This window comes from Labrys sedimenti (assembly GCF_034424805.1).
Taxonomy (GTDB): Bacteria; Pseudomonadota; Alphaproteobacteria; order Rhizobiales; family Labraceae; genus Labrys; species Labrys sedimenti.
In genome coordinates this window covers 1-21,298 of sequence record NZ_JAXOUF010000013.1, presented here as the reverse complement: position 1 = coordinate 21,298, position 21,298 = coordinate 1, and the positions used below count along the sequence as shown (strand labels likewise).

24 protein-coding genes are annotated in these 21,298 nt (G+C 66.2%); 13 read left to right on the top strand and 11 right to left on the bottom strand.

What is annotated here, in order from left to right; all coding sequences use genetic code 11:
* Positions 1 to 22 precede the first annotated feature (22 nt).
* On the top strand, positions 23 to 424 hold the full coding sequence (locus U1R88_RS26305; RefSeq protein ID WP_322433920.1) for a GFA family protein: 402 nt from the start codon (positions 23 to 25) through the stop codon (positions 422 to 424).
* Between the two features lie 53 nt (positions 425 to 477).
* On the opposite strand, the gene U1R88_RS26300 is transcribed toward U1R88_RS26305, so the two are convergent.
* Together U1R88_RS26300 and U1R88_RS26295 are read right to left on the bottom strand one after the other, a co-directional pair.
* A complete protein-coding gene (locus U1R88_RS26300; RefSeq protein ID WP_322433919.1) occupies positions 478 to 1,158 on the bottom strand; it encodes a GNAT family N-acetyltransferase in 681 nt (226 codons plus the stop codon).
* A complete protein-coding gene (locus tag U1R88_RS26295) occupies positions 1,155 to 1,646 on the bottom strand; it encodes a MarR family winged helix-turn-helix transcriptional regulator (protein WP_068298317.1) in 492 nt (163 codons plus the stop codon). Before U1R88_RS26295 ends, U1R88_RS26300 begins: the two co-directional genes overlap by 4 nt.
* 185 nt (positions 1,647 to 1,831) lie before the next feature.
* Here U1R88_RS26295 and U1R88_RS26290 point away from each other — a divergent pair, with 185 nt between their 5' ends.
* The 5 genes from U1R88_RS26290 to U1R88_RS26270 all read left to right on the top strand — a co-directional run bounded on the left by U1R88_RS26290 (position 1,832) and on the right by U1R88_RS26270 (position 5,726).
* Positions 1,832 to 2,431 carry a DUF2585 domain-containing protein gene (locus tag U1R88_RS26290; RefSeq protein ID WP_322433918.1) on the top strand — a complete coding sequence of 200 codons (600 nt, stop codon included), beginning with the start codon at positions 1,832 to 1,834 and terminating at the stop codon, positions 2,429 to 2,431.
* 183 nt (positions 2,432 to 2,614) lie between these two features.
* A complete protein-coding gene (locus tag U1R88_RS26285; protein WP_322433917.1) occupies positions 2,615 to 3,745 on the top strand; it encodes an MGDG synthase family glycosyltransferase in 1,131 nt (376 codons plus the stop codon).
* Complete coding sequence (locus U1R88_RS26280) at positions 3,742 to 4,308, top strand: hypothetical protein (RefSeq protein WP_322433916.1); 567 nt, start codon at positions 3,742 to 3,744, stop codon at positions 4,306 to 4,308. The genes U1R88_RS26285 and U1R88_RS26280 overlap by 4 nt, the downstream gene beginning before the upstream one ends.
* A 15-nt stretch (positions 4,309 to 4,323) precedes the next feature.
* Positions 4,324 to 5,022: a hypothetical protein gene (locus U1R88_RS26275; protein ID WP_322433915.1), complete on the top strand. Its 699-nt coding sequence runs from the start codon at positions 4,324 to 4,326 to the stop codon at positions 5,020 to 5,022.
* A 14-nt stretch (positions 5,023 to 5,036) separates the two neighbouring features.
* A complete protein-coding gene (locus tag U1R88_RS26270) occupies positions 5,037 to 5,726 on the top strand; it encodes a hypothetical protein (protein ID WP_322433914.1) in 690 nt (229 codons plus the stop codon).
* On the opposite strand, the gene U1R88_RS35715 is transcribed toward U1R88_RS26270, so the two are convergent.
* Positions 5,727 to 5,870 (bottom strand): type II toxin-antitoxin system RelE/ParE family toxin, encoded by a 144-nt coding sequence (locus tag U1R88_RS35715; protein ID WP_425545487.1) that lies wholly within the window; start codon positions 5,868 to 5,870, stop codon positions 5,727 to 5,729.
* On the opposite strand from U1R88_RS35715, the gene U1R88_RS26265 reads away from it, so the two are divergent.
* Entirely contained in the window at positions 5,799 to 6,002 is a 204-nt protein-coding gene (locus U1R88_RS26265) for a hypothetical protein (RefSeq protein ID WP_322433913.1), read from the top strand. The two genes, U1R88_RS35715 and U1R88_RS26265, sit on opposite strands and share 72 nt — an antisense overlap.
* Before the next feature lie 8 nt (positions 6,003 to 6,010).
* Here U1R88_RS26265 and U1R88_RS26260 read toward each other — a convergent pair whose 3' ends face one another.
* From U1R88_RS26260 to U1R88_RS26250, 3 genes are all read right to left on the bottom strand, one after another.
* Positions 6,011 to 6,262 carry a type II toxin-antitoxin system ParD family antitoxin gene (locus U1R88_RS26260; protein WP_322434007.1) on the bottom strand — a complete coding sequence of 84 codons (252 nt, stop codon included), beginning with the start codon at positions 6,260 to 6,262 and terminating at the stop codon, positions 6,011 to 6,013.
* Between the two features lie 151 nt (positions 6,263 to 6,413).
* Entirely contained in the window at positions 6,414 to 8,840 is a 2,427-nt protein-coding gene (locus U1R88_RS26255; protein WP_322433912.1) for a GcvT family protein, read from the bottom strand.
* Positions 8,841 to 8,963: 123 nt separating this feature from the next.
* Entirely contained in the window at positions 8,964 to 10,517 is a 1,554-nt protein-coding gene (locus tag U1R88_RS26250; RefSeq protein ID WP_322434006.1) for a trimethylamine methyltransferase family protein, read from the bottom strand.
* 199 nt (positions 10,518 to 10,716) lie between these two features.
* Here U1R88_RS26250 and U1R88_RS26245 point away from each other — a divergent pair, with 199 nt between their 5' ends.
* From U1R88_RS26245 to U1R88_RS26235, 3 genes are all read left to right on the top strand, one after another.
* Positions 10,717 to 11,877 (top strand): iron-containing alcohol dehydrogenase, encoded by a 1,161-nt coding sequence (locus U1R88_RS26245; protein WP_322433911.1) that lies wholly within the window; start codon positions 10,717 to 10,719, stop codon positions 11,875 to 11,877.
* Positions 11,878 to 11,977: 100 nt separating this feature from the next.
* On the top strand, positions 11,978 to 13,480 hold the full coding sequence (locus U1R88_RS26240; protein ID WP_322433910.1) for an aldehyde dehydrogenase: 1,503 nt from the start codon (positions 11,978 to 11,980) through the stop codon (positions 13,478 to 13,480).
* A 95-nt stretch (positions 13,481 to 13,575) separates the two neighbouring features.
* The gene (locus tag U1R88_RS26235) at positions 13,576 to 14,685 is read left to right on the top strand and encodes a mandelate racemase/muconate lactonizing enzyme family protein (RefSeq protein WP_322433909.1); all 1,110 of its coding nucleotides are present in this window, start codon (positions 13,576 to 13,578) and stop codon (positions 14,683 to 14,685) included.
* Positions 14,686 to 14,751: 66 nt separating this feature from the next.
* Here the strand turns inward: U1R88_RS26235 and U1R88_RS26230 are convergent, their stop codons facing one another.
* Entirely contained in the window at positions 14,752 to 15,165 is a 414-nt protein-coding gene (locus U1R88_RS26230; protein WP_322433908.1) for a hypothetical protein, read from the bottom strand.
* 106 nt (positions 15,166 to 15,271) lie between these two features.
* On the opposite strand from U1R88_RS26230, the gene U1R88_RS26225 reads away from it, so the two are divergent.
* The gene (locus U1R88_RS26225; RefSeq protein ID WP_322433907.1) at positions 15,272 to 15,595 is read left to right on the top strand and encodes an MmcQ/YjbR family DNA-binding protein; all 324 of its coding nucleotides are present in this window, start codon (positions 15,272 to 15,274) and stop codon (positions 15,593 to 15,595) included.
* Between the two features lie 130 nt (positions 15,596 to 15,725).
* Here the strand turns inward: U1R88_RS26225 and U1R88_RS26220 are convergent, their stop codons facing one another.
* Positions 15,726 to 16,616 carry a DMT family transporter gene (locus tag U1R88_RS26220; RefSeq protein ID WP_322433906.1) on the bottom strand — a complete coding sequence of 297 codons (891 nt, stop codon included), beginning with the start codon at positions 16,614 to 16,616 and terminating at the stop codon, positions 15,726 to 15,728.
* A gap of 312 nt (positions 16,617 to 16,928) precedes the next feature.
* Here U1R88_RS26220 and U1R88_RS26215 point away from each other — a divergent pair, with 312 nt between their 5' ends.
* Complete coding sequence (locus U1R88_RS26215) at positions 16,929 to 17,867, top strand: LysR substrate-binding domain-containing protein (RefSeq protein ID WP_322433905.1); 939 nt, start codon at positions 16,929 to 16,931, stop codon at positions 17,865 to 17,867.
* A gap of 52 nt (positions 17,868 to 17,919) precedes the next feature.
* Positions 17,920 to 19,095, top strand: a complete 1,176-nt coding sequence (locus tag U1R88_RS26210; RefSeq protein ID WP_322433904.1) for an MFS transporter — start codon at positions 17,920 to 17,922, stop codon at positions 19,093 to 19,095.
* A gap of 81 nt (positions 19,096 to 19,176) precedes the next feature.
* Here U1R88_RS26210 and U1R88_RS26205 read toward each other — a convergent pair whose 3' ends face one another.
* From U1R88_RS26205 to U1R88_RS26195, 3 genes are all read right to left on the bottom strand, one after another.
* Positions 19,177 to 20,130 carry a glucokinase gene (locus tag U1R88_RS26205; RefSeq protein WP_322433903.1) on the bottom strand — a complete coding sequence of 318 codons (954 nt, stop codon included), beginning with the start codon at positions 20,128 to 20,130 and terminating at the stop codon, positions 19,177 to 19,179.
* A 111-nt stretch (positions 20,131 to 20,241) separates the two neighbouring features.
* A complete protein-coding gene (locus tag U1R88_RS26200; RefSeq protein ID WP_322433902.1) occupies positions 20,242 to 20,871 on the bottom strand; it encodes a glutathione S-transferase family protein in 630 nt (209 codons plus the stop codon).
* A 166-nt stretch (positions 20,872 to 21,037) separates the two neighbouring features.
* Positions 21,038 to 21,298, bottom strand: a 261-nt coding sequence (locus tag U1R88_RS26195) for an NAD(P)(+) transhydrogenase (Re/Si-specific) subunit beta (RefSeq protein ID WP_322433901.1), incomplete at its 5' end; no start/stop codon positions are given.

Sequence of the window (21,298 nt, the reverse complement as noted above, 5' to 3'; positions counted from 1 at the left end):
GCCAGGATCGAGAGGGAAATCCATGTCCGCAACCTCCGTGCGCGCCACCGGTTCATGCCTGTGCGGCGGCGTGCGCTACCGGATCCATGGCACGCTGACACCCGTCAGTGCCTGCCATTGTTCGCAATGCGCCAAGACCAGCGGAAATTTCGTCGCCACCACCGACTGCTCGGCCGCCGATCTCACGCTGACGGCGGAGGACACGCTGCGCTGGTATCGCTCGTCCGAACGGGCCGAGCGCGGCTTCTGCGCCACCTGCGGCGGCAATTTGTTCTGGCGCTCCCTGGGTGACGACCGCATCTCGATCACCGCCGGCACGCTCGATCCGCCGACCGGGCTCACCACGCGACGGCACATCTTCGTCGCCTCGAAATCCGACTATTACGACATCGCCGATGGCGCAGCCCGGTTTGATATCCGCTGATCCGCCGCCTCGGCCGGACATAGGTTTCATGCCGCAATGCCATAGCCCCGGGCCTATCCGGCCCGGCCCAGTTTCACGACATGCATCGGGCAGCGCAGCGTAAAGCCAATGCTCTCATAGAGGCGAATGGCGACCGTATTTCCGGCATAGGCATGCAGAAAGGGCGTATCGCCCCCTGCACAGATCTCGCCGGCAACGAAGAGCGAGAGCAGGCGGGCCAGGCCTCGGCCGCGGAAATCGGCATGCGAGCACACCCCACTGAGTTCGATATGGCCGGGCTGGCGCATGCGCTGGCCTGCCATGGCCGCCAGCCTGCCGTCGATACGCACCCCCCAGAAGTCGCCGAGGCTCAACGCCTTCAAGGTAAACGGACCTGGATTGGCTGCACTCGCCAAGGCCAGCATCTCGGGGGCATCGGCCAGGGAGAGCTGCCGCACACGGGCATCCTCCACGCGCGGAAAGATCGCCTCGGCGGTCATCTGTACGGCAGCGACGCGGGAGAGCACGCTCAGGCCGGGAGGGATGGCGACGACGTCAGCCTGGGCAAGCACGACGCTGTCGCCGTCCGGCACCAGTTCGGCCAAGGCCCGCAGGCTTTCGGCGTCGTCCGATCCGGTGGCGGCAAACGGCACGATCGCAGCTGGATAGCGGCGGGCCTGCCGGTTTCCTTGCGCCAGGGCGGCATGGGTGCTGGAAAGGGCCGTCCAGACCGGGCGGTCGAGACAATGGCTCATGGCTTGTTCCCTTTCGGCAGGGCCGCCCGTTGATCCAGCCTTGCGACGGCAAGGCGATCCTCGATTGCGGAGAGTTGATCGAGCAAGGGCCCGGTCAGGTCGCTGCACAGATCGGCGACGGCAGCCTCGATCAGCGGCCAGGCCTGCTGCCTGGTCTCCTCGACAAGGCGATGCCCCCGCCCCGTCAGCGTGACCAGACGGCGCCTCAGATCGTCCGGTGCCGGGCCGGCCTCGACCAGCCCGAGCGCCTCCAGTTGGGCGAGACTGCGTGTCGCGCCCGGCTGCGTGATGCCGACTGCCTGCGCCAGTTCGCCGACGCCGAGCGGCCCCTCCCGGGCGAGCGCCGCCAGGAAGGGATATTGGCTGGCCGGCACCCTGTCGTCGAACACCTCGAGGAAGCGCTGCGTATCCGCCTGCAGCCGCTCGCCGAGCCGCTTCAGCCGCGTGCCGAGGGTGAGATAGCCAAATTCCCGGACGACATCCGCCATGCCTGCCTCCTATATATAACACGTTATATAACTTGTTATATATTGAAGCAAGCCTTTGTTCCGGGAACAGGATCAACAGCCGCCGCCATTCTCTTCGGCCCCAAGAGCTTCCCAGCCCCGGCCCGGCTTGCCAATGCCGGCCGATGATGGGACACACGGCCTGTCGCAATGGAACTGGCCGCGTCATGAATCCATCCTCCGAAACGGTCGCAAGCAGCGCCACCTCCGCCCCGGCGCTGCGCTACTGGCTGGCCGGCGCTGGCCTGATCGCCCTCGCGGCGCTGATCCTCTACACGATGGGCCGCAATCCAATCTGCACCTGCGGCACGGTGAAACTGTGGGTCGGCGATCCCAACACCGCCGACAATTCCCAGCACGTCGCCGACTGGTACACGCTTTCGCACATCATCCACGGCTTCCTGTTCTGCGGCCTGTTCTGGCTGGTGGCGCGGGGCCGCCCGCTCGGCTTCCGGGCCCTCCTGGCCCTGGTGGTAGAGGCGGGCTGGGAGATCCTGGAAAACAGCCCGCTGATCATCAACCGCTATCGCGAGGGCACCATCGCGCTGGGCTATGAGGGCGACAGCATCCTGAACTCGGTGAGCGACATCCTGTTCATGCTGATGGGCTTCCTCATCGCCTCGCGCCTGCCCGTCTGGGTGACGGTGGCACTCGCCATCTTCTTCGAACTGCTGGCGCTCTATGCCATCCGCGACAATCTCACCCTCAACGTCATCATGCTGGTCTACCCGGTCGCCAGCATCAAGGCCTGGCAGGGCGGGTTGTAGCCTCCCTGGGAGCGCGGACGTCCTCGTCCGCTCTTCCTCTCCAGCAAGTACAGTGCTGCAAGAGCGGATCGTCCGACACTCACTTGAGTGTCGTAGGGACGTCCGCACTCCCAGGAAACCCTCACAGTTGACAAATCGGCCCTTGCCTCGCCAAGTCTTCGCCTTGCGAACGGAGCCGCCGCCTTGGCCAGATCATATCGCGTTCTCTTCCTCAGCGTCTCCGCCGGGGCCGGTCATATGCGGGCCGCCGAAGCGCTGAAGGAAGCCACGCTCCTGTTGGCGCCCGAGGCCGAGGCGCTGCATCTGGACGTGATGGACTATGTGCCCTCGACCTTCCGCAAGATCTACACCGACTATTACATCAAGCTCGTGACCAAGCACCCGGCCCTGTGGGGCATGCTCTATCAGGCGAGCTCTGACGCGCCGCCCGACGCCGTCTCCCAGAAATTGCGGCGGGCGGTGGAACGCCTCTCGACCCGGCCGTTGCGCGGCGCCATCGACGAATTCGCGCCCGATGCCATCGTCTGCACCCATTTCCTGCCGGCCGAACTCCTGATGCGCGAGATCGGCAAGGGGCGCGTCGACGTGCCTGTCTTCGTGCAGATCACCGATTTCGACCTTCACCGCATGTGGGTGATCCCGCGCATGTCCGGCTTCTTCGTGGGCAATGAGGAAGTCGCCTTCCGCCTCGCCGCCCAGGGCATCGAGGCCGGCAGGATCCATGTCACCGGCATTCCGATTATGCCTGCCTTCGCCGCAGATCACGACCGGGCCGCCTGCGCCGCTGCCTTCGGGCTCGATCCCGGCCGGCGCACCTATCTCCTGATGGGCGGCGGTGCCGGCCTCGGCGTCGGGCCGGTGGCCAGGCGCCTCACCGCCGCCGATCCCGAGCTCCAGCTCGTGGTGCTGGCTGGCAAGAACCAGAAGGCGCTGGAGGAACTCCAGGCCCTGGCAGCCAGCCGGCCCGGCCGGCTGTTTCCGCTCGGCTTCACCAACGAGGTGCCGCGCCTGATGGCGGCAGCGGATCTCGTCATCACCAAGCCCGGCGGGCTTTCCACCTCCGAATGCCTCGCCATGGGCGTGCCGACGCTGCTCAGTTCCCCCATTCCAGGGCAGGAGGAACGCAACGCCGACTACCTCATGGAAAACGGGGCGGCGATGAAGGCGATCGACGAGATCGGCCTGGAATATCACGTCGGCTTGCTGAAGCGCGAGCCCGAGCGCCTCACGGCGATGGCCCGCCAGGCCCGCGCCCTCGGCCGCCCTGAGGCCGGGCGGGATGCCATGCGCATCGTGCTGGAGACATTATCGTGACCGGTCTCGACCTGCAGGGCGCCGGGGCCGCAACCAGGAGCGGCGGCTTCGCCCAGCCCGCGGCGCTCGTCGCCATGGTGCTCCTGCTCGCCTTCTTCTTCGCCAATGTCGAGATCCAAATCGAGGGCGGCCATGGCTGGGCCACCAGCCTGCCGACCTGGCGCATCGAACATCACTGGCTGCTCGACATTGTCTGGGGCGGACGGCCGATGACCGGCTATCACGCCTGGGTGTTTCCCTTCATGGCGATCTTCTTCCATTTTCCGCTGGTGTTCGCCTGGACCTGGTCGTCGCGGCTGGAAGCGCGGGTGATCGCCTGCATCATGATCTTCTGGCTCACCGAGGACTTCCTCTGGTTCGTGCTGAACCCGGCCTTCGGCCTCGCCCGCTTCAGCCCGGAATTCGTGCCCTGGCACATCCACTGGTTCTGGGTGGCGCCGGTGGATTACTGGACGATGTCGACGGCCGGGATCCTGCTGCTGGTGTGGTCCTACCGGGGGGGCAAGGCAACTGTTTCCGAAGGCATAGACGAAAGCAAGAAAATCGGCTCCATGGAAAGATAGCGGTTCCTGGATTGCATGATGATTCGTCGCTCATTGTCCTTTGCATTGCTTTGCGTTTTACTTGCTGCCTCGCCCGCCCTCGCCCGGGACGCCGGCATCTGCCGCAGCTTCAATCTCGAAGATGATCCGCTCAGCGTCGATCTGTATGAAGTCACTGCGCCGGGGCGGACCTATTTCGTCAAGAGCGCCTCTTCGGGGGGCGAGGATTGCCCCTCGACCTCGCCCGAATGCCAGACCCGCAGTTTCCTGATCGCCGGCGATCAGGTGGTGGTGAACCGCACGTCCGGCGGCTTTGCCTGCGCGAGCTATCTCAACCGCAAGGGATCGGACGTAGCGCTCTGGCTGCCGCTACAGGCCCTGCGCAAGAGCAACAACCAGCCCGATTGGCAAGGCAATTGGCGCAACGCCGAGGGCAACGCCATCCTCGATATCAAGGAAATCAAGGGCGGCGATATCGCGGTGAACGGCTCGGCTTCCTACGACAACGGCCAGAGCGTCAATACCGGCGAATTCAACGTCTTCGGCGAGGCGCGGGAGCCGACGCTCACCTTCGCCTATGACGGTGAGAAGCAGAGACGCATCGAGGATATTAGCAGCGGCGACGGCACCTGCACCGTGCGCATGGCCCAGCTTGGCCCCTATATCGCCGTGGTCGACAACAATGCCTGCGGCGGGCTGAACGTCACCTTCACCGGCCTTTATTTCAGGCAATGATCAGAGAAAGAGACATGTTCCGTTCCAGTCTGGGCGCCGCGCTGCTGCTCGCCGCCGCCACCGGCTCCGCCTTCGCCGCCAACGGCGTCTGCCGCGGCTTCAATTTCCAGAACGACCTTGCCGCCATCAGCCTCTACGAGGTTGCCGAGAGCGGGCGCACCTTCTTCATCAAGGGCCCGACCAGCCAGCGCGAAAGCTGCCCCTCGCTCTCGCCGGCCTGCCGGCAGCGCTCCTTCCTGGTCGAGGGCGACAAGGTGGTGGTGAACGAGATCGAGGGCGACTTCGCCTGCGCCAACTATGTCGATCGCAAGGGCACGGATATTGCGAGCTGGCTGCCCCTGTCGTCCCTCTCGCGGGTCCAGGTCCAGCCACGCTGGGACGGGCGCTGGAGTACCTATGACGGGCGCTCGGTGATCACCATCAAGACCGGCCAAGGCGGGCGCATGTTCGTGCGCGGCAATGCCACCTACGATACCGGCTCCTATGTCAACACCGGCGAGTTCGAGGTCGAGGGCGACGCCAACGAGCGCGACTTCGCCTTTGGCTATTATGGCGGCCAGCAGATGGGATACGAGGAAGCGAATGCCGGTCCCAGGCGCTGCGCGGCCCGCATGGTTCAGCTCGGCTCCTATATCGCGGTGATCGACAATGACGCCTGCGGCGGGCAGAACGTACGCTTCACGGGGCTCTATTCGCGGCAATAGCTACAACAGGTGCTCCCAGTCCTGCCGGCCGTGGAGAATACGCAGGACCAGGATGCCGGATCCGTCGAGCACATGGACGATGACGTGTGCTTGGTAAAAGTGAACGCGAACCGGGGGACGGAACTCCATCCGTTCCCGCCCGATCAGCGGTTGCGAGGCCAGAGTCTCAAGACAGCGTTGCAGGCCGACTTGATAACGCTCTGCCTACAGTTCACCGAAGGTCGCGACGCCGGCGAGATAGAGTGCAACGATATCGGCATCAGCCTGCCGAGATAGGCGATAGGTCAAGCTTTGCGACCGATGCCGGCACGAGAACGAGCATCCGCAATGATGTCTTCGAAGCTGCGGGGGCTGACACCGCTTTCCAGCCCTTCATCGATCAGGCGCTGCAACCGCTCGATACCGTTTTGACGCTCCTGATCCTTCCGGATGAGATCACGCACATAATCGCTGGCATTGCCAAACCGGCCGGTTTGGGTCTGTTGCTCGACCCAATCTTTCATGCCGTCGGGCAGTGACACATTCATGGTAGCCATCATGTCTCCTTCGCTTAGATGATGGCATCAATGGCAAAGATTGCCAAGTTCAGTCGAACGCGGAACGTCAAGGGAGGGGCCACTTCCGGGTTGGAAACGCAGCATTCGCGGGATAGGAAGAACGGACAGGATGTCCGCGCTCCAAATTTTCCTACCCCCGCATCCTCAGCCCCTTGGGGTCGAACAGCGGCTCGGACGCGATCCTGGCCGGGCGGCGGTCACCGATGATCTCGATCTCGTAGGGCGCCGAGGCATCGAAGGCAGCAGCCTCGACATAGCCGAGCGCCACCGAGGCCTTGGCGTGATGGGCATAGCCGCCGGAGGTGACCCAGCCCACCACCTTGCCATCGAGCCAGATCGGCTCGTCGCCGATGACGTCTGCATCGAGGGCGTCGACCACGAAGGTGGCGAGGCGACGCCTGGGGCCCTCGTCCCGGGCACGCAACAATGCATCGCGTCCGATGAAATCGCTCTTCTGGGTCGAGACGAAGCGCTCCAGCCCGGCTTCCCAGGGCGTATAGATCGGTCGGTATTCCCTGGACCAGGAGCCGAAGCTCTTTTCCAGCCGCAGCGAGTTGAGGGCCCGCCCCCCGAACAGCCTGATGCCGAAGCCGGCGCCTTCCTTCATCAGCAGGTCGAATAGCGCGCGCTGGTGTTCGGGCTTGACCCAGATCTCGTAGCCGAGATCGCCCGTATAGGTGACGCGCCCGATCAGGGCAGGAAGGGTGCCGACATTGAAGCGGCCGACCGCCATGAACGGGAAGGCCTCCTTCGACAGATCGGCGTCGACGAGGCTGGCGAGGAGCTCGCGCGATTTCGGTCCGGCGATCTGCAGGCCGACGAGGTCGAGGCCATGGGCGCGCAGGGTGACGCCGGCCTCGGGCAGATGGGCCTGGAACCAGCGCATGTGGTACTGCTCGGCAAGGCCCGAGCCGAAGATCATGAAGCGATCGTCGGCCTCGCGCGCCAGGGTGAAATCGCCGATCAGCATGCCGCTCTCGTTCAGCATGGGCGTGAGCACCATGCGGCCCCTGGCCGGCAGGCGGTTGGGCAGGATGGTGTCGAGCCAGGCCTCGGCGCCCTTGCCGGTGATCTCGTATTTGGCAAAGTTCGAGATCTCCAAGAGGCCGATGCCCTCGCGCACCGCGGCGCTCTCGGCGGCGACATGCGGGAAATCGTTGGCGCGGCGGAAGGAGAACTCGTCCCGGGCCTCGGCCTTGGACGGCGCGAACCAGAGCGCGTGCTCCAACCCGTTCATGTCGCCGAACACGGCGTTGTGGCTCTCCAGCCGGTCATAGATCGGCGTGGTGCGGAAGGGACGAGCCGCCGGCAGTTCCTCGTTGGGAAAGCGGATGCGGAAGCGGCGGGCATAGTTCTCGCGCACCTTGGCGTTGGTGTGGGAGAGCGTGGTCCAGTCGCCATAGCGGGCGACATCCATGCCCCAGACATCGAAGCCGGGATCGCCATGCACCATCCAGTTGGAGAGCGCGAGGCCGACACCGCCGCCCTGGGAGAAACCGGCCATCACGCCGCAGGCGACCCAGTAATTGCGCAGGCCCCTGATCGGGCCGACCAGCGGATTGCCGTCGGGCGCGAAGGTGAAGGGGCCGTTGATGACGCGGCGGATGCCGGCATTCTCGAAGGCCGGGAAATGGCGGAAGCCGACTTCCAGCGACGGGGCGATGCGGTCGAGATCGGGCTCCAGCAGGTTCTGGCCGAAATCCCAGGGCGTGGTCTTTTCCGACCAGGGCTTGCAGGCCTGCTCATAGGTGCCGAGTAGCATGCCGCCGCGCTCCTGGCGCATGTAGATCTCGCCTTCGAAATCGAGCGCGGTGATCACTTCCTTGCCGGTGGAGGCGTTGATCTCGGCGACTTCGGGCATGTCCTCGGTGAGGAAGTACATGTGCTCCATGGCGAGCACGGGCAGCTCCAGGCCGACCATGCGGCCGCATTCGCGTGCCCACAGGCCGCCGCAGTTCACCACATGCTCGGCGTGGATGGTGCCCTGTTCGGTGGCGACGTCCCAGCTGCCGTCCTCGCGCTGGGCCATGTCGACGACGCGGTTGCGCAGCACGATCTCGGCGCCGAGGATCTTGGCCGATTTCGCATAGGCATGGGTGGTGCCGTAGGGGTCGAGATGCCCCTCCAGCGGATCGTACATCGCGCCGGCGAATTGCTTCTCGTCGATCAGCGGCATCAGCTTCTTGGCTTCGGCGGCCGAGATGATCTCGGTGTGCATGCCGAGATACCGGCCCTTGGCATGGGCCATCTTCAGCCAGTCCATGCGCTCCTTGGTGCCGGCCAGCATGACGCCGCCGGTGAGGTGCAGGCCGCAGGACTGGCCCGAGAGTTCCTCGATCTCCCGGTAGAGCTCCACGGTATATTGCTGGAGCTTGGCGACGTTGGGATCGCCGTTGAGCGTGTGGAAGCCACCCGCCGCGTGCCAGGTCGAGCCTGCCGTCAGCTCCGCGCGCTCGATCAGGGTGATATCCGTCCAGCCGGCCTTGGCGAGATGGTAGAGCACCGAGCAGCCGACGACGCCACCGCCGATGACGAGGACACGGGTGTGGGATTTCATGGGAGAGTCCTACCTGGGAGCGCGGACGTCCTCGTCCGCTCTTGGAAACGTTGTGTTTTGTGGAAAGGAAGAGCGGACACCGCGACATGCGAGCATGTCGCTGAGATGTCCGCGCTCCAAGATTCAAAAATCCGTGGGCGCGCCGCCTTCTTCCTTGCGCTTGGCCACGAAGGCGGCGAGTTCCTCGCGGATGGCCGGATCCATCGGCGGCTCCTCGTAAGATGCCAGGCGCTCCTTGTAGAGCCGGTTGGCACGGTCATAGCCGGTGGGCGATCCCGCTTCCTGCCAGGTCTCGTAATTGCGCCAGTCCGAGATCATCGGGGCGAAGAAGGCGTTGCGGTAGCGCGCCTGGGTATGGGCGCAACCGAAGAAATGCCCGCCGGGCCCGACCTCGCGCACCGCCTCCAGCGCCAGCTCGTCGTCATCGACCTGGAAGGGCATCAGGAAATGCGTGATCATGTCGAGGAGATCGGCGTCGATGACCATCTTCTCGAAGCTCGCATGCAGCCCGCCTTCCATCCAGCCGGCGCCGTGCATCAGGAGATTGACCCCGCCCATCACCGCGCCCCACAGCGAGAACACGCTCTCATAGGCGGCCTGCACGTCGATGGTGTTGGCGGCGCAGGTGTTGGAGGAGCGGTAGGGCAGGCCGTAGCGGCGGGCGAGCTGACCGCCGACCAGCGCCGCCTTCATCTGCTCGGGCGTGCCGAAGGCCGGCGCGCCGGTCTTCATGTCGACATTGGAGGTGAAGCCGCCATAGGCGAAGGGCGAACCCGGCCGCACAGACTGGGCCAGCACTAGTCCAGCCAGCGCCTCGGCATTCTGCTGGGCCACGGCACCGGCGATCGTCACCGGCGCCATGGCGCCCGCCAGGGTGAAGGGCGTGAGCACGGTGACCTGGTTGCGGCGCGCCATCTGGATCACCCCTTCCATCATCGGCGTGTCCAGGCGCAGCGGCGAGGAGGAGTTGATGATGGTGAAGAGCGAGGGCTCGCGCTCCAGCGTCTCCTGGTCGATGCCGCGGGCGATGCGCGCCATCTCGATGGCATCGAGATTGCGCTCGCGGCCGAGCGAGTAGGCATGGATGGGCTTGTCCGACAGGGTCAGCATGTCGGAGAGCGCGTCGAGATGGCGCACGGAGGCATGGATATCCGCCGGCTCGACCGGATAGCCGCCCCACAGATGGATGCTGTCCAGCGTATGCCCGAGCCGGATGAGATTCTGGTAGTCCTTGCGATTGCCGGGCCGGCGGCCGCCTTCGCGGTCGGCGACGTTGGGGGCGCTCGCCACCGAGCAGAAGGCGAGATGATCGCCGCCGAGCACGACATTGCGAGCCGGATTGCGCGCATGCAGCGTGAAGCTCTGCGGCGCCAAGCCGATCTTGGCCTCCACCAGGCCCTGCGGAAAGCGCACGCGGTCGGAGCTCGGGTCGACCTCGGCGCCTTCGGCCTTCAGGATGGCCTTGGCCTCGGCATGCAGCACGTCGAGGCCGATCTCCTCCAGGATCTGCAGCGAGGCGAGATGGATGGCCTCGAGCTGGTCGGCCGAGACGGCATTGACGGCCGAGAAAGGACGCCGCGGCTGCGGCCTCGAGGCCGAGGCAGCGCCGCCGGCGCGCTGGCGCTCCTCGCGGCCACGGCGGCGCGGCCGCTCCGAAGTTTCGAGCGAAAGTTCCATCGGGCTTTGCATGGCAGGCGGATCCTCTTGTCCGATCAAGCCTAGCGCGCGCTCCAACGCGCCGCCACGGCGAAACGGCACTATCGTTTTTTTGGATCGAGCCATCGAATAAAGGCGCACACGGCGCACCGAGGGCAGAGGTAATGTTGGCGGGCCGATCTCCAGATCGGCCCGTACCCGCCCCACCGAAAGACAGTCCATGTCCCGCTACCAGCTCTCCCATCTGCCACGCATCACTGGAGGGCCGGGGGCCCGGGAACTCGCCGGCGAACTTGCATCCGCCAGGCTCGGCGCTGGCGCGCAGGTCTTGCTGGTCGCCGATCCCGGCCTGAAGGCGACAGGCCTGATCGACGATGTCGAGGCCTCGCTGCGCAAGGCCGGGCTCGGCGTCTCCGTCTTCTCCGAGTTCGGCGGCGACCCCACCATCGCCTCGGCCGATGCCGCAGCCGCCCTGGCGCGGCGCACCAAGGCCAAGGCCGTGATCTCGCTCGGCGGCGGCTCCGCCCTCGACCTCGGCAAGGTGGTGGCTGCCGTCGCCACCACGGCCGCCACGGCACGGCGCTCCGCCGAGGATTATGAATTGTGCAAGCGCCCCTTCCCGCGCAAGCGCCTGGTCTCTCTGGTCATCCCCACCACCTCGGGCACCGGTTCGGAATGCACCCGCACCGCCATCCTCACCCGCTCGGACAAGGCCAAGGTCTGGCTTTGGGGCGAGGAGCTCAAGCCGGACGAGGTGATCCTCGATCCGGAGACCACGCTCTCCTTGCCGCCGGTGCTCACGGCCTGGACCGGCATCGACGCCCTCGTCCACGCGCTGGAGGCCACCACCAACGGCAACGCCACGCCGGCCAACAATGTCTATGCGCATGAGGCCATCCGCCTCGCCGTCGCCAACCTGCCCGATGCCGTCGGCAAGGGCAGCGACCTCCGTGCCCGCGAGGGGTTGCAGCGCGCCGCGGCGCTGGCCGGCATCGCCATCGACAATTGCGGCACCGCCGTCGCCCACAATATCGGCCACGCGCTGGGCTCGTTGCGTCCGGTGCAGCATGGCCGCTCGGTGGCGCTCGGCATGATCGCCACGCTCGGCTGGAATATCGAGGATGATGACGGGCGCTTTGCCGCCGCCGCGCGGGCGATGGGATTGAAAGCCGCCGCCGACCTGCCCGACGCCTTCGAGAAGCTGGTGCGCGCCATCGGCATCAAGGTCTCGCTTGCCGACGAATTCACGGGCATCACGCCAACGCGCCTCGCCGAGCAGATGGCCCGGCCCGAAAATGCCGCGATGCGCGCCTCCAACCGCCGCACGATCGAGGAGGCCGATCTCGTCCGCTTCGCCGAACGCGTGCTGACGCAGGTTTGATTGGAGCGCGGACATCTCAGCGACATGCCAGCATGTCGCGGTGTCCGCCCTTCGTTTCCAAGAGCGGACAGGATGTCCGCGCTCCTCCCAGGACCCTCCCATGCTGACCACCCCTCTCACCCGCTCCGACTGGGAAGCCAAGGCCGCGGCCATCGAGCCCGAAGGCCGCGCCTTCATCGATGGCCGCTACGTCCCCGCCCTTTCCGGCAAGACATTCGCCAAGGCCTCGCCGATCGACGGAAGGGTCATCGCCGAGGTCGCCGATTGCGGTGCCGAGGACATCGAGGCTGCGGTAAAGGCCGCCCGCGCCGCCTTCGAGGACGGGCGCTGGCGCCTGAAACCGCCGGCCGAGAAGAAGCGCATCCTCCTGCGCTTCGCCGAATTGATCCGGGCCGATCTCGAGCACCTGGCTTTGCTCGAAACCCTCGACGTCGGCAAGGTCATCGCCAATTCGCTCGCCGTCGACGTGCCCTTCTGCGCCGACTGCATCCAGTATTACGCCGAGTTCGCCGACAAGAGCTTCGACGAGGTCGCGCCCACGGGCCCGAACGATCTCGCCATCGTCCGGCGCGAACCGCTCGGGGTGATCGGTGCCATCGTGCCCTGGAACTACCCGCTGATCATCACGGCCTGGAAGATCGGCCCGGCCCTGGTGGCCGGCAACTCCGTGGTGCTGAAGCCGGCCGAACAGTCGCCGCTTTCGGCCATCCGCCTCGCCATGCTTGCTCGCGAGGCCGGTCTGCCGGACGGCGTGCTCAACGTGGTGCCCGGTTTCGGCGAGAAGGCCGGCAAGCCGCTCGCCCTGCACGAAGACGTCGACATGATCTCCTTCACCGGCTCCACCGAGGTCGGCAAGCTGATGCTGCGCTATGCCGGCGACAGCAACATGAAGCGCGTGGCGCTCGAATGCGGCGGCAAGAGCCCGCATGTCGTACTCGCCGATGCCGATCTCGACGACGCCGCCTCGGGCATCGCCTGGGGCATCTATTACAATCAAGGCGAGACCTGCCATGCCGGCTCGCGCGTGATCGCCCATGCCTCTATCAAGGACGAACTGGTCAGGAAGATCGGCGAGGTCGCGGCACAGCAGATCCCGCTCGGCCATCCCCTCGATCCAACAGCGCAGATGGGCGCCCTGGTCGAGAAGGGGCATATGGAGCGCGTGCTCTCCTATATCGATATCGGCACGGGCGAAGGTGCGGTCGTCGCCCATGGCGGCAAACGCGTGATGGCAGAGAGCGGCGGCTACTATGTCGAGGCCACCATCCTCGACGGCGTCGAGCCGCAGCATCGCGTGGCGCGCGAGGAGATCTTCGGCCCGGTCGTGGTCGTCAGCACCTTCACCGACGAAAGCGAGGCGCTGCGCATGGCCAATGATTCCATCTACGGCCTCGCCGCCGCGGTATGGACGAAGGACATGAACGCCGCGCACCGCTTCACCTCGGGCATCCGCGCCGGCACGGTGTGGGTGAACTGCTTCGACCGTTCCTCGCTCGCCACGCCCTTCGGCGGCTTCCGGCAGTCGGGCTTCGGCCGCGACCGCTCCCCTCACGCCATCGAGAAGTACATGGACTTCAAGACGGTGTGGACGGCGTATTCTTGAATTCCGGGTGCGCGGGCATCTTGCCCGCTCTTCCCTCTCCACAAAGCGCTTCGTTTTCAAGAGCGGACGAGACATCCGCGCACCCGGAGAAAATCATGAAAATCACCGGCATCGAGATCACCCACCACCGCCTGCCCCTCGACCCGCCCTTCCATGCGAGCTGGGATTCCAAGCCGCGCACCGCCTTCGACGCCACCATCGTGCGGGTCACCACCGACGAGGGCCTCACCGGCTATGGCTCCGGCGACACCATGACCGGCTTCGAGGGCCATGAGCGCTTCTTCATCGGGCAGGATCCGATGGCGATCGAGCGCCATTACCGCATCCTCTCCAACATCCAGTTCCATTACGGCCGCTGCTGGCCGCTCGACCTGGCGCTGTGGGACCTCGCCGGCAAGATCACCGGGCAGCCGGTGTGGAAGCTGCTCGGCGGCCTCTCCAACAAGGTGGCCGCCTATGCCTCCTCGGGCACGCTGAGGAAGCCCGAGGAACTCGCCGACGCGGCCCAGGCCTATCTCGGCCAGGGCTTCAAGGCCTTGAAGATCCGCTTCCATCGCGGCGACTGGCGGGCCGACATCAAGGCGCTGGAGGCGGTGCGGGCCCGTATCGGCAACCGGCTCGACCTGATGGTCGACTGCAACCAGGGCTGGAGGATGTCCTGGGACGCCTATGCGCCGTGGACGCTCAAGGACGCGATCCCCGTCGCGCGCGAGCTCGAACGGCTCGGCGTCTACTGGATGGAGGAGCCGCTGCACCGCTCCGACCGGGAAGGCATGCGGCGCCTGCGCGAAATGGTCGACATCCGCATCGCCGGCGGCGAGATGACGCGCGAGCTCTACGAGTTCCGCGACCTCATCCGCGACGGCTGCCTCGACGTGCTGCAGCCCGACGCTGCTTTGGTCGGCGGCATCACGGGCCTGCGCCGCGTAGCGGCGATGGCGGCCGAGAACAATCTCATCTTCACGCCGCATACCTGGACCAATGGCATGGGCGTCGCCGCCAACTGCCACCTGACCGCCGGCCTCGCCGACGCGCCTTTCGTGGAATTCCCCTATGATCCGCCGGAATGGAGCCTGCCGCGCCGCGACTTCATGATGGCCGAGCCCCTGGCCGTGGATGGGGAAGGCATGATCACGCTGAGCGATCAGCCCGGTATGGGCTACGCGCTGGACGAGACGATGCTGGAGAAGACGCGGATCAGCTGAGGTTTTCGGCGGAGAACAGCCCTTGATTCCGTCGGGCAGCGCCGCCCCTCCTGTGCCATCTGCCCGCTACCGCCCTCGGTGCCGCGACAGCACCAGGGTTGCTCGCGCCCTGATGCCGGGATGGCGGGTACTCACCCCGCTCCAGCGCCAGAACAGCCGGTTGCCGCGCCGCCAGGCCGTCACGGTGCCGCCATCGATGCAGGTGCCGCGGCCATAGCGGATATGCTCACGATAGCGCACGATGGCACCGTGCTGGCTGCGCCGGATCAGCACCCCGCCGCAATGCAGGCTGGGATAGTCGATCCGGGCATTGCCATGGCCGTCGAAAGCGAGGCGGATGCGCCAGCGGCTGGGCGGCGCGCCGCGCTCGCTCTGCACGCCGGTGCCGACCCAGGCGAGATGACGCTTGGCCGGCGACGCGGCGGCGAAAGCGGGAAGCGTCGCGGCGGCGAACAGGAAAGCGAGTAAAAGGCGCAACATGGTCTTCATCATCCCTGCCTAGCCAGCCCCTTCAACCTTGGCAAGGCAGTGTCGACGCGGCCCGCAAAAGGATAGGCTCGCCCCACAATAGCGGGGAAAACCCATCATGGCCGATGCGGATGATTTCAGGCGGATCGCTTTGTCCTTGGACGGCACCAGCGAGGCGCCGCATTTCGAGCGCAAGGCCTTCAAGGCGCGGCGCATCTACGCCACCCTCGCCCCCGACGGCCTCAGCGCCAACCTGCTGTTCACGCCAGAAGAGCAGGAATTCAAATGCCTGCTCGGCCCTGATGTCTTCCGCCCCATTCCCAATGCTTGGGGCCGGCAGGGCTGGACCATGCTCACCCTATCCGCTGCGAGCCAAACGGACTTGCAGGACGCGCTGGCGATGGCCTGGAGGCATGGCGCGGCGCCCAAGAAAAAGCGATGAGTTCGAGCGTCGGCAGGAGAACGAGGCAGCGCACCGAGCCCGCCGACCCCAGGCTCGGCTTGCGCCAGACGGACAGGCAGGACGCTTCCCCGCATTGCGGGCAGATATCGGCTACGGGGTCCCCCGGGCCTCAGGCCGTCCGCAGCCGCGCTGCCCGCGCCTCCCACCAGACCAGGCCGAGGCTGGCGGCGACGATCAGCGCCGCACCGGCGAAGACGTGGGGCTTGGGAACATCCTGCCACAGGAGGTAGCCATAGATGAAGGCCCAGACCAGGCCGGTATATTCCACCGGCGCCAGCGCCGAGGCCGGCGCGTAGCGGTAGCCTTCATAGAGCAGATATTGGGCGATGCCGGAGACGAGGCCGAGGCCGAGCATCAGGCCCCAGCCCATGGCATCCGGCGTCCTCCAGATAAAGGGCAGCGCCGCCCCGCACACCAGCACGAACAGGCCTGATGTGGCGATCATCTGGTTGGCCGTGCTCTCGGAACGGTTGATCAGGCGGATCAGCACCGTGCCCCAGGCCCAGCAGAAGGCGGCGAACAGCACCATCGCGGCCGGCAGGAAGTCAGGCCGGCCCGAGGGATCGGCCGCGACGATCACGCCGAAGAAGCCGGCGATCACGGCAAGCCAGCGCGCGATACTGACCTTCTCCTTCAGGATCAGGATGGAAAGCACCACCGCCATCACCGGCGCGCCGAAATACATGGTGGTGAGATCGGCCAGGCCCAGATAGCGCGAGGCATTGTAGAAGCTGAGCCAGGCCACCAGCAAAAGCAGGCCGCGCGAGGTCAGCGCCCATTTGTTGCGGCTCTGCCAGATCGGCGGCTGGCCCTGGCGCCAGGCGATCGCCATGCCCACCACCAGGATGACGACCGAGCGCAGGAACAGGATCTGCGGCACCTCATAGCTCGCCACCAGCCATTTGACGGCGGCGTCCTGGATGGCGAACAGGCAATAGCCGACCGAGGCCAGCGCAATGCCGGTGAGCGGGCGTGAATCGGGGGGAGTAAGGGGGGGCATGCAGGGGTACGCGAGGCAGCAACGCAGAGCTGATAGACGGGCTATAGCACCGTCCCCGGCTCGATGCGAGCGAGAGCCCTGTGCTCAGATGTCGCGACCGACTCCTTCCTCATGGGAAGGTAGCGCCCCGGCTCACCTGCACACTGAGCAGTCACGATCGGTGGGCGTCTCTCGTTCCTGCGAGCCACTACCCTCCATGCGTCATCATGCCCCTCGTCCAGGTCGCGCGGGGAACATTGAGTTTGGTGGAACCGGATGATGTAAGAGGATGCGATTTTCTCCCGATCGCCGCGATCAACGGGGTTCGACATCATGGACAGGCGCTGGCTGCCGCTGAACGCTTTGCGGGCCTTCGAGGCAGTGGGGCGGCAAGGCAGTTTTACTGGCGCCGCCCAGAGCTTACTGGTCTCCCAAAGCGCCGTCAGCCGCCACGTCATCGGGCTGGAAGACTTCCTCGGCGTGCCCCTGTTCGACCGCAAGCCGCAGCAGCCGGCGCTCACCGAGGCCGGCAGGCGCCTGCTGCCCGTGGTGGAGAAGGCCTTCGAGCGCATCGACACCACGCTGGAGGAGATTATGCGCGAACGGGGCGAGCCGCAGCGCTCCCTCCGTGTGCTGCTGCCGACGACCTTCGCCCAGCGCCTGGCGGTGCCGATCCTGCGCCATTTCCGGGCCGAATTCCCCGATCTCAGGCTCGACATCGATTCCCGCCCGGTACCCGGCAATGCCGAGCGCGAGGCCGACGTCGCGGTGATCTACACTCCGCCCCGGGTGGCGCCGCAGGTGCTTGACCTGCTCTGGATGGTAAAGCTCACCATCCTGTGCCATCCCGACGTCGCAGCGCGGGCCGCCAAGACTGACATCGCCGGCTTCCTCGCCACCAATGACCTCCTGCACGTCAAGCTCGACAGCCGCCCGCCCGCCTTCCTGTGGCAGAATTTCGCCCGGGCCGCGCATGTCGCGCCGGGATCGCTCGACCGTGGCCTCATCTTCGATACCGCCCAGCTCGCCGTGCAATATGCGCTGTCGGGCGAGGGGCTGGCGCTGGTCGATCCCGTGCTGTTCGAGGACGATATCCGGGCCGGCCGCCTGGTGCGGCCCTACGACATCCATGTCGACGACGGCTATGGCTATTACCTCTCCATCCATCCCGACGACCTCGACCGCCCGGAGATCGCCCTGTTCCGTTCCTGGCTGATCCGCCGTTTCTCACGCCCGCCCTTCCTCGGGGATGGCACGCCGCCAGCCGGTTGATCCACCTCCTCCCATACATCGCGTCCAACCCTCCTGCCACGAGTTCGCTGCCTTGCGTTCCCCCTACGCTTCCATCGCCGCCCTGCTGGTTGCCGTCGCCGGCGTATTGGCCGGCAATGGCGTTCTCACCACCCTTCTGCCGGTGCGCGCCGAGCTCGAACATTTCCCGGCGCTGGCCATCAGCCTGATGGGCTCGGCCTATTTCGGCGGCATGCTCGCCGGCGCCTTCCTGACGCCGCGCCTGGTGCAGCGCTTCGGCCATATCAAGGCCTTCGGCCTGTCCTCGATCTGCGGGGCGGTGATGATCCTGGTCGCCGGCACGCTGGTCGAGCCGCATGCCTGGGTGGTCATCGGCTTCCTGCGCGGCTTCTTCCTGGCCGGCATCTACGCCATCGTGGAGAGCTATCTGCAGGGCAAGGCGGAGAACCGCATCCGCGGGCGCCTGCTCGGCCTCTACTCCATCACCCAATATGGCGGCTGGGCCATCGGCAACCAGTTCATGCGGCTGGGCGACCCGGCCGCCTTCACCATTTTCGGCATCGCCGCAGCCGTGGTGATCGTCTGCCTCGCGCCGCTGCTGCTGATCGCGGACGGGCCACCGCCCAAGGGAACCCGCCGGGCCGGCATGCGCCTCCTCTGGCTCCTGCGCACCACGCCTGTCGGCTTCGTCTGCGCCACGCTGATCGGCTTTGCCAATGGGCCGTTCTGGTCGCTCACCCCTGTCTACGCCACCAAGCTCGGCATGGACGGCGTACAGACCGGCACGCTGATCTCGGCCATCACTTTGGGCTCGGCCGCCTTCCAGTTCCCGGTCGGCCGGCTTTCCGACGCCTTCGACCGGCGCAAGGTGCTGATCGGCCTCACCGCCCTCACCGCCCTGGTCGAGATCGGCATCTACTGGTCCGGCAAGCTCCTGGTCGGCTGGCCCTTCGTGATCACCGGCTTCGTGCTGGGCGGCATCATCTCGACGCAATATTACGCAAGCTCGGCCTATACCAACGACATCACCGGCCGCGACAATGCCGTCGGCGTCGCCTCGGCCCTGCTGTTCCTCTATTGCATCGGCGCCGTGCTCGGCCCGGTCACGGCCTACTCCATCATGCAATGGCTGGGCGATCCCGGCCTCTACCTCCACAATGCCGGCATTCACGCCGCCATGGCAGTGTTCATCCTGCTGCGGGTGCTGAGGAGCCCGGCGCCGGATAGGCCCGGCACGACCACGATCTGATCGGCCGTCCTACAAAGCCCCCTTCATCCGCGCCGGGCACTGCCTTTCCGGCAAGGGCAGAAGGCAAATAAGCGCTTGTCTCTACCAATGCGCCGCCACTGCCGCGCAGCCGATCAGGCCGGGCGTGGGATGGGTGATCAGGCGGATCGGGATCTCGCGCAGGAATTTCTCCAGCGGGCTCTTGGCCTCGAAGGCGGCGCGGAAGGCGGCCTCGTCCATCAGCGGCGAGAGCTTCTGCACCACGCCGCCATAGAGGAAGACGCCGCCCTTGGCTGCGAACATCAGGCCGACATCGCCGGAAAAGCGCGCGAGATAATCGAAGAACAGATGCGTGGCTTCCACCGCCACCGGATCGGTGCCCGCCACCGCAGCCGTACCGATCTCGGCGGCGCTGCGTTCGGCGGGATGGCCGGCCAGGGCGGCGAGCGCGGCATCGATGCGCTGCAGGCCCGGGCCCGACAGCACATGCTCGCCCGAGACGCGGCCGATCTTGCCGCGGATGAGTTCATGCGCCTTGGCCCAGTCGCCGGCCGGCGCGCCGATCTCGGCATGGCCGCCCTCGGACGGCACGGCGATCCAGCGCGAACCGCCACGCACCAGGGCGCCGACGCCCAGCCCCGTGCCAGGCCCAAGCACCGCCATGTTGCCGCCGGCCACGCCACCGGTGACATTGCCGATCACCGTGGTGTCGGCCTCGGCGAGATGCGGCAGGGCATGGGCGACGGCCTCGAAATCATTGATCACGTCGAGCCGGGCAAAGCGCAACTCCGCCGCCAGGGTCGGCGGGTTGAACAGCCAGCTCTGCCGGTTGGTCGGCCCGACCATCTCGCCCGCCACCGGCCCGGCAATGGCGACGACCCCGGCATTGGGCCGTTCGCCGACATCGGCGATATAGGCTTCGATCGCCTCCCGGAAAGTCGGAAACCGCTTGTTCTCGTAATGCCGCTCGCTGCGATAATCGGTGCGGCCCTGAACGACGAGGGCAAACCGGCTGTTGGTGCCGCCGATGTCGCCCAGCAAGGTCAGGTCTGTCATGAAAATCCGTCTTCTTGGTTGTTGCCTATACCGTTTTACGACTTGATCGGGGCACCAAGATGGTGCGCCTGCCTTCCCCGCGCCAAAGCCCTTTGAAGGGCCGAACCCTGATCAATCCGGCCGCCCTTCATGCTGCCGCCAGGCTGGCCCGATCACCGGATGGGCCTGCAGCGCCTTGTACAGCGTACGGAAGACCGGCAGGGCACGTGCCTGTTCGTGCCAGCCGGCGATCATGGCGGCATAGACATCGACGATGCTGACATTGTCGCCGAGCAGGAAGGGCCCGGCCATCTCCTGGGCAAGCAGGCTGAAAATGCGGTCGGAATCCCGCCTGCCCGCTTCGGCGACCGCCGCCCTGGCCGCCTCGCCGGCATCGGCAGTGTAGCGATCGGCGTAATAGGTGCGCAAGGCCGCCGGATAGGCATTGGTCGCCAGGAACATCAACCAGCGCAGCGAGACGGCGCGCGCCGTCGAGCCGGCGGCCGGGAGCAGGCCCGCCCCGGCGGAGGCCTCGTCGATGGTAAGCAGGATCGCCGCCGTCTCCGTCAGCACGGTGCCGCTGGGCAGGATCACCACCGGGATCTGCGCGGCCGGATTGACGGCGAGGAAATCGGGCGCTTGCTGCTCGCCCTTGTCGGTGTCGACCAGGATGCGCTCGGGCGCGATCCCCGCCCAGGCGAAGGCGACGTCGACGACCAGGGAGCCGGTGCCGGGACACCAATAGTGCCGCCATTGCCGCATCGCGTCCTCCTCCCGAGCCCTACAATTGCCGTTTCATTGTTAGGCTGGATTCGCCGTCATTGCGAGTTCTTCCAATTCGCGGGATTGGCAGAGCTCGCAATAACAGCCTCATGATCGGCATCTACGAGACGCGCGTGAGACGCGATGGAATACCAGGCCGCCTCGTTCAGAAGCCCTTGATGATTTCCTCGACCATTTTCTTGGCGTCACCGAAGAGCATCATGGTGTTGTCCTTGAAGAAGAGCTCGTTCTCGACGCCGGCATAGCCCGAGCCCATGCCGCGCTTGATGAACAGCACGGTCTTGGCCTTCTCGACATCGAGGATGGGCATGCCGAAGATGGGGGAGGCCGGGTCGGTCTTGGCGGCGGGGTTGGTGACGTCGTTGGCGCCGATGACGAAGGCGACGTCGGCCTGGGCGAACTCGGC